The 6,075-nt window shown below is 66.6% G+C and carries 6 protein-coding genes and 1 pseudogene; 5 read left to right on the top strand and 2 right to left on the bottom strand.

The features are described 5' to 3' along the window. Positions 1–150: pseudogene (locus tag D769_RS32765) on the bottom strand (type III pantothenate kinase); the annotation flags it as partial. Then, complete coding sequence (locus D769_RS20245; RefSeq protein ID WP_008648924.1) at positions 147–1,004, bottom strand: biotin--[acetyl-CoA-carboxylase] ligase; 858 nt, start codon at positions 1,002–1,004, stop codon at positions 147–149. The pseudogene D769_RS32765 and the gene D769_RS20245, both read right to left, overlap by 4 nt. Positions 1,005–1,221: 217 nt before the next feature. Here D769_RS20245 and D769_RS20240 point away from each other — a divergent pair, with 217 nt between their 5' ends. The 5 genes from D769_RS20240 to D769_RS20220 all read left to right on the top strand — a co-directional run. Then, on the top strand, positions 1,222–2,295 hold the full coding sequence (locus D769_RS20240) for an ABC transporter permease (RefSeq protein ID WP_223277362.1): 1,074 nt from the start codon (positions 1,222–1,224) through the stop codon (positions 2,293–2,295). Then, positions 2,292–3,131, top strand: a complete 840-nt coding sequence (locus tag D769_RS20235) for an ABC transporter ATP-binding protein (RefSeq protein WP_008648922.1) — start codon at positions 2,292–2,294, stop codon at positions 3,129–3,131. Before D769_RS20240 ends, D769_RS20235 begins: the two co-directional genes overlap by 4 nt. Further along, a complete protein-coding gene (locus tag D769_RS20230) occupies positions 3,131–4,072 on the top strand; it encodes an MlaD family protein (protein WP_008648921.1) in 942 nt (313 codons plus the stop codon). The genes D769_RS20235 and D769_RS20230 overlap by 1 nt, the downstream gene beginning before the upstream one ends. Positions 4,073–4,116: 44 nt before the next feature. Further along, on the top strand, positions 4,117–4,755 hold the full coding sequence (locus D769_RS20225) for an ABC-type transport auxiliary lipoprotein family protein (RefSeq protein ID WP_008648920.1): 639 nt from the start codon (positions 4,117–4,119) through the stop codon (positions 4,753–4,755). 51 nt (positions 4,756–4,806) lie between these two features. Then, the coding region (locus tag D769_RS20220; protein WP_040011161.1) for a VanZ family protein at positions 4,807–6,075 on the top strand (1,269 nt) is incomplete at its 3' end.

Raw genomic sequence — 6,075 nt, 5'->3', positions numbered from 1 at the left:
CGGCACGGCGTGCGCCGCCGCGCCGCCGTGTCGCCAAGGCGAGGGCAGAACCGCGCCACCCTCGACGACATGCTCCGCAGCCACGGGCGCGTCATCGCACCACGCCCATTTGAGGCGTGTGTTGCCGATGTCGATCAGGAGCCGACTCATGCACCGGCTCCGCGCAGCGAGACTTCGCCACTGGCGATGCGCTGCAGCCCCTCGGGCGTGTGCAGCAGCAGGTAGCCTTCGCCATCCACGCCACGCGCCAGCCCCTCGGCCTGCACCACGCCATCGTGCAGCAGGCGCACCGGCTCATCGCGGAATGCATCCCGCGCAGACCAGCGCGACGCCATCGGCGCGAAGCCATCCACCAGGAATGCCTCGCGCATCCGCGCCAACCGGTTCGCGATCGCAGCCAGGATGCGCGTCGGGTCCCGTTGCGGATCGAACGTCGTCATGGCCTCGGCCACGCCAGCCAGATCGCGGCCCAGGGCGGCTTCCATCTCCGGGTCACGCACCAGATTCAGGCCAATCCCGATCACGGCCCAGACCCGCTCCGGCCCGGCAGGCACCGATTCGATCAGGATGCCCGACAGCTTGCGGCCGTCGATCTGGAGATCGTTTGGCCATTTCAGGCCAACGCGCGCGCCAAGCGCCGCGTCCACGTCCTCCAGCGCCTCGGCCAGCGCCAGTCCGACGGCAAGACTCAGTCCGCTCAGGCGCGCTGGCGCCAGCGCCAGCGGCATCGCCACCGAGAAAGTCAGGCCAGCTTGCCCCCGCCACGGGCGGCCATGCCGGCCACGGCCCGCTGTCTGGCGATAGGCCACCCGCACGCTGCACGCATCGTCCGACCATGGCGCGGCACGGCAAGCCAGGGTCAGGTCGGCATTGGTCGAGCCGGTTTCCTCGACCACCTCGACGGCCCAGGCGTGCGCGGCACCCGCTCCAAGCTCGCGATGCAGGGAATCGGCATCGATGCGCCAGTCGGGGGCGGATGGGGAACGGTCGGGGGCTTCTGACATGTCGAAAGCAAAGAACTCGGAATTCGGGGAGTTTCAGGGAATCAAACCCGCGCGGCGCGGTCTGGCGAGATTGTAGCCGCCACCGTGTCAGAAGGTGTCTGATCGCCATGCCGGCGGCCAGTAGCATAGAATCGAGACTCGCCCATCACATCAGCCTCATTTGGAACGCCAGCCGACACCCGTCATCGAGATATCGCGCCAGGACACCGACTTCCGCGTGCAGTTGCAGGGAGAGTGGACGGCCGTTGCGCTAGCCGGATGCCATGAAGCACGTGGCCTGCGCGCGCAACTGCACGAACTGTCCGAGGCGCCGCGCCACGCCGAGTGGTCCCTCGATGGCATCACGCGCCTCGACCATATCGGCGCACAACTGATCTGGCAGGCCTGGAATGGCCACATGCCTGACAACGTGTCGCTCAATGACGGCCAGAAGCGCGTGTTCGCGCGCATCGCCGGCCTGCGCACCGAGGGCTGGAAGAAGCACATGGTCGAACGCTTCAACCCGGTGACGATCGTCGGTGCGAGCGTGCTGTCGTTTCTGGCCCAACTCGGCGTCGGCGTCACGATGCTCGGGCAACTGGTGTTCGACCTGCTGCGCTTCCTGCGCGCGCCGCATCGCGGCCCCTGGCGCGAAATCTCCGCGAATATCTACAACGTCGGCTACAAGGCGCTCGGCATCACGGCGCTGGTCGCCTTCCTGATCGGCATCGTGCTGTCCTACCTGTCGGCCAATCAGTTGCGGATATTTGGCGCCAGCACGTTCATCGTCAATATTCTCGGCATGGCCGTTATCCGCGAGCTCGGTCCGGTGCTGGCCGCGATCCTGATCGCCGGCCGCTCCGGCTCGGCCATCACCGCGCAGATCGGCGTGATGCGGGTGACCGAGGAACTCGACGCGATGTCCGTCATGGGGATTTCCCATGGCTTCCGGCTGGTCATGCCGCGTGTGATCGCCCTGGCCATCTCCATGCCGCTGCTCGTGGCCTGGACCGACCTGCTGGCGCTATTCGGTGGCATGGTCGCCGCGCGCCTGCAGCTCGACATCAGCTACGTGTACTTCCTGCGCCAGTTGCCCGATGCCGTGCCGGTTGCCAACCTGTGGTTCGGCCTGTGCAAGGGCGTGGTCTTCGGCATGCTGATCGCGCTGACGGCCTGCCACTTCGGCCTGCGCGTCAAACCCAATACGCAGAGCCTGGGCCAGGGCACGACCGCGTCGGTGGTGACGTCGATCACCGTGGTCATCATCGCCGACGCCGTGTTCGCGATCCTGTTCAAGGACATCGGCATATGAGTCCAACCATTGAGCGCGGCACCCCGCGCGAGACGATCATCGAGGTGCGCAACCTCGAGAAGCGCTTCGGCGACAACGTGGTTCACAAGGATCTGAACCTCGAGGTCTATCGCGGCGAGGTGCTGTCGATCGTTGGCGGGTCTGGCTCGGGCAAGACCGTGCTGCTGCGCCAGATCGTCGGCCTGGACCGTCCGACCTCGGGCACGATCCGGGTCTTCGGTGAGAATCCCGCGGAACTGTCCGCTGACCAGTTGCAGGCCCTGCGCAGCCGCTGGGGGCTGCAGTTCCAGCGTGGCGCGCTGTTCTCCGCGCTGTCGGTGATCGACAATGTCGCGCTGCCGCTGCGCGAAATGCGCGCGCTGCCGGACGATCTCATCTGCCGGGCATCGCTGCTCAAGCTGCAACTGGTGGGGCTCTCCGCCAAGGACGCCGACAAGATGCCGTCCGACCTGTCCGGCGGCATGATCAAGCGCGTCGGGCTGGCCCGCGCGCTGGCGCTGGAACCCGAGCTGGTGTTTCTGGACGAGCCGACCGCCGGCCTCGACCCGATGGCCTCGGACGACTATGTGGCCCTGATCCGCGAACTGCGCCGTGAGCTCGGCCTGACCGTGGTCATGATCACGCACGACCTCGACACGCTGGTGGCGCTGTCCGATCGCGTGGCCGTGCTGGCCGACCATCGAGTGCTGGCCGCTGCGCCAATTCCCGAGGTGATCAAGGTCGACCACCCATTCATTCGCGAATATTTCCTGGGCGAACGCGCCCAGCGCGCGCTCCAGGCGCTGCCGGCTCCCAAGGGCCCCGGCGCGCCGGACGCGCATCCTGGAGAAGTCTGATGGAAAACAAGTCAAACGCCTTCCTGGCCGGCGTGTTCACCATCGGCCTTGCCATCCTGGTTTCCGTTTCGCTGTTCTGGTTCAGCAGCGATCACACCGTGCGCGTGCCGTACGACCTGATCACGCGATCGACGGTGAACGGACTGGGGCCGCAGGCCGACGTGAAATATCGCGGACTCGAGGTCGGCAAGGTCTTGTCGATCAAGTTCGATCCGCAGGTGCCGGGCCAGATCATCGTCCGTATCAGCATCAACCATGACACGCCAATCACGCGCACCACGTATGCCACGCTAGGCTTTCAGGGCGTGACCGGCATTGCCTACGTGCAGCTCGACGATTCCGAGCGCACGGAGGGCGACACGACGAGCTCGCCGCCGTTGAAGACGTCGGCACGCGAGCCCGCGCGCATCGTGATGCGGCCCGGTTTCTTCGAGGAACTGGAAAAGCGCGGCGATTCACTGCTGACGCAGGCCGAAACACTGATGGCATCGCTCGACAGCATGTTCCAGCCCGCCAACCGCGACGAGTTGATGGCGGCCATCCGGGCCGTGCACAAGACCGCAGACGACTACTCGCATCTGAAGTCGACCCTGCAGCCGGCCGCCGAGAAGCTGCCCAAGGCCGTGGACAACCTGAACGCAGCGCTGGTGTCGACGAAGCGGCTGACCGATGAGATCGGCAACCCCGACGGCACGGTCATGCGCACGGTCAACCGCGTTGGCAACGACCTGCAGGTGGCTGCCGATTCAGTACAGTCCACCACCACTATCGTGAATCAGGAAACGCTGCCACAGATCAACGGACTGGCACGCGAGTCACGCCAGGCGGTGCGCAGCATCGACCGCGCCGCTAGCCAGTTCAACGACAAGCCAAGCAGCGTGCTGTTCGGTGGACCATCGCTCACGCCTGGCCCGGGCGAGCCGGGTTTCAAGGCGCCCTGATCCGCAGGGCCCCACATTTGACGGTAACTCGACGGAAATTCACCATGACCATCGCCTCCGCTCTCCGATTCACCGCGCTGGGCCTGCTGATCGCGCTGTCGGGTTGCAGCGTGCTGTCCTCGCAGCCGCCTTCGACCACCTATGACTTCGGCCCGCTGGCAGCGGCGCCATCTCAGCCGCCGGCACCGTTGCCAAAGCTGCGCATCACGCAGACCGACGGGCCGATCTGGATGGACGGCAGCGGCATCTACTACCGGCTCCAATACACGCAGGCACAGCGGCTGCAGGCTTACTCGACGCAGCGTTGGGTAGACTCCCCGCAGCACCTGTTCAACGATCGCCTCCGCGACGCGGTGGCCGCTCGCGGCCCGCTGTCATGGTCGGGCGATACGACGATCCCGGCGCTCAAGGTCGACCTGCTCGCCTTCGAACAGGTCTTCGACTCTCCGACCAGCAGCCGCGGCGTGGTTCGAGCCCGCGCCACGGTCTACCACAAGGGCTTGATCGGACAGAAGACGTTCGTCGCCGAACAGCCGGCGCCAAGCGCGGACGGCCAGGGTGGCGTCAAGGCACTTTCGACCAGCGTCGATGCCGTGATCGCCGCGATCCTAGACTGGACCGCGACGCTCCCGCTCGATGGCGCGCAGGCATCGACCGCGCCGCCGGCCCCGCAGCGCCGATGAGCGTAGAGTGGTAGCCGTGTCGGTCACATCGTTCGACGTCCTACCGTAGTCATGGCACAGGCAACGCCCCCGCCCTCTCCCCACTCCCCAGAGCCTCCGGAGCCGCAGCGGAGCCAACCGGAGGACACGCGCCAGTCCGAACTCGAAGTCGCGCTGCTGCCGCGTCACTCGCCGGTGGCGCGCGTGGGCCTGCTCTGCTTCACACTGCTCGTGGTGTACGCGAGCCTCTATCCGTTCACCGGATGGGTCAACAACGGCGTCTCGGCATTCGCCTTCCTGACCGCGCCGAAGCCGCGCTACATCACCGAGTTCGACCTGCTGACCAATGTGCTCGGCTACTGCCCGTTCGGCGCGCTCGTTGTGCTGTCTCTGCATCCGCGCGTGTCCGGCGCGCGGGCCACGCTGATCGCGCTGGTGGCCGGCGCGCTGCTGTCCGGCTCGATGGAGGCGCTGCAGACCTGGCTGCCAACGCGCATCTCCTCGAACATTGACCTGATCACGAATGCGCTGGGCTCACTGCTCGGCGCGGCCGTGGTGGCGCCGTTCACCAGTGCGCTGGTGGACCGCGGCACCCTGACGCGACTGCGCTACGCGTGGTTCGAGCCGTACGCGAGCTTCGCGATCATCCTGATCCTGCTCTGGCCGTTCGCGCAGATCTTCCCGCAGGAGCATCTGTTCGGCATGGGCGGGATCGTGCGGGAATGGCTGACCGACCCGGACTCGTGGCCGATGGAGCTGGTGCAGGCCTACTTCCCTGCGCTGATCGCATGGCAGGACAACATCGGTCTGCGCCCTGACGATATGCAGGGCCAGTTGATGCTGGAGACGATGGTCACAGCATCGAGCTGGATCGGCACCGGCCTGTTCGCCTCGATCGCCATGCGGCGCACCGCGCCGATGCTGCGCATCCTGGCGGGCCTGCTGACTGCCGCGCTCATCATCAAGGCCGCGGTAGCCGAGCTGCAGTTCCCGGACGACAACGCCTTCAACTGGCTGTCCGAGGGGGGGCGCTTCGCGCTGCTGACGAGTTCGCTGGTGCTGGTGCTGCTGTTGCGCCTGCCACGCTGGCTGCGGGCGATCCTCGCCACGCTGGCGCTGGCGACGCTGATCGTGCTGACCAACGTGCTGCCGTCGAACCCGTACGCTTGGATTTCGGAGCAAGGCTGGCGCATGGGCCGCTTTATCCATTTCAACAGCCTCGCGCAATGGCTGGGCTGGCTATGGCCGCTCCTGGCGTTCTTCTACATCATCTGGCGATTCGAGCAGGCCAGCGTGCGACGCCGGCTGGTGCGGCGCGCGAGGCGCCGCGCCACCGAGCGC

It is taken from the genome of Cupriavidus sp. HMR-1 (assembly GCF_000319775.1).
Taxonomy (GTDB): Bacteria; Pseudomonadota; Gammaproteobacteria; order Burkholderiales; family Burkholderiaceae; genus Cupriavidus; species Cupriavidus metallidurans.
This window is presented reverse-complemented; position numbering and strand designations above follow the sequence as displayed.

What these genes read in the sequence shown, in the direction of transcription:
- D769_RS20245 (WP_008648924.1), bottom strand. Translation starts at nt 1,004, where the DNA reads ATGTCAGAAGCCCCCGACCGTTCCCCATCCGCCCCCGACTGGCGCATC.
- D769_RS20235 (WP_008648922.1), top strand. Translation starts at nt 2,292, where the DNA reads ATGAGTCCAACCATTGAGCGCGGCACCCCGCGCGAGACGATCATCGAG.
- D769_RS20230 (WP_008648921.1), top strand. Translation starts at nt 3,131, where the DNA reads ATGGAAAACAAGTCAAACGCCTTCCTGGCCGGCGTGTTCACCATCGGC.
- D769_RS20225 (WP_008648920.1), top strand. Translation starts at nt 4,117, where the DNA reads ATGACCATCGCCTCCGCTCTCCGATTCACCGCGCTGGGCCTGCTGATC.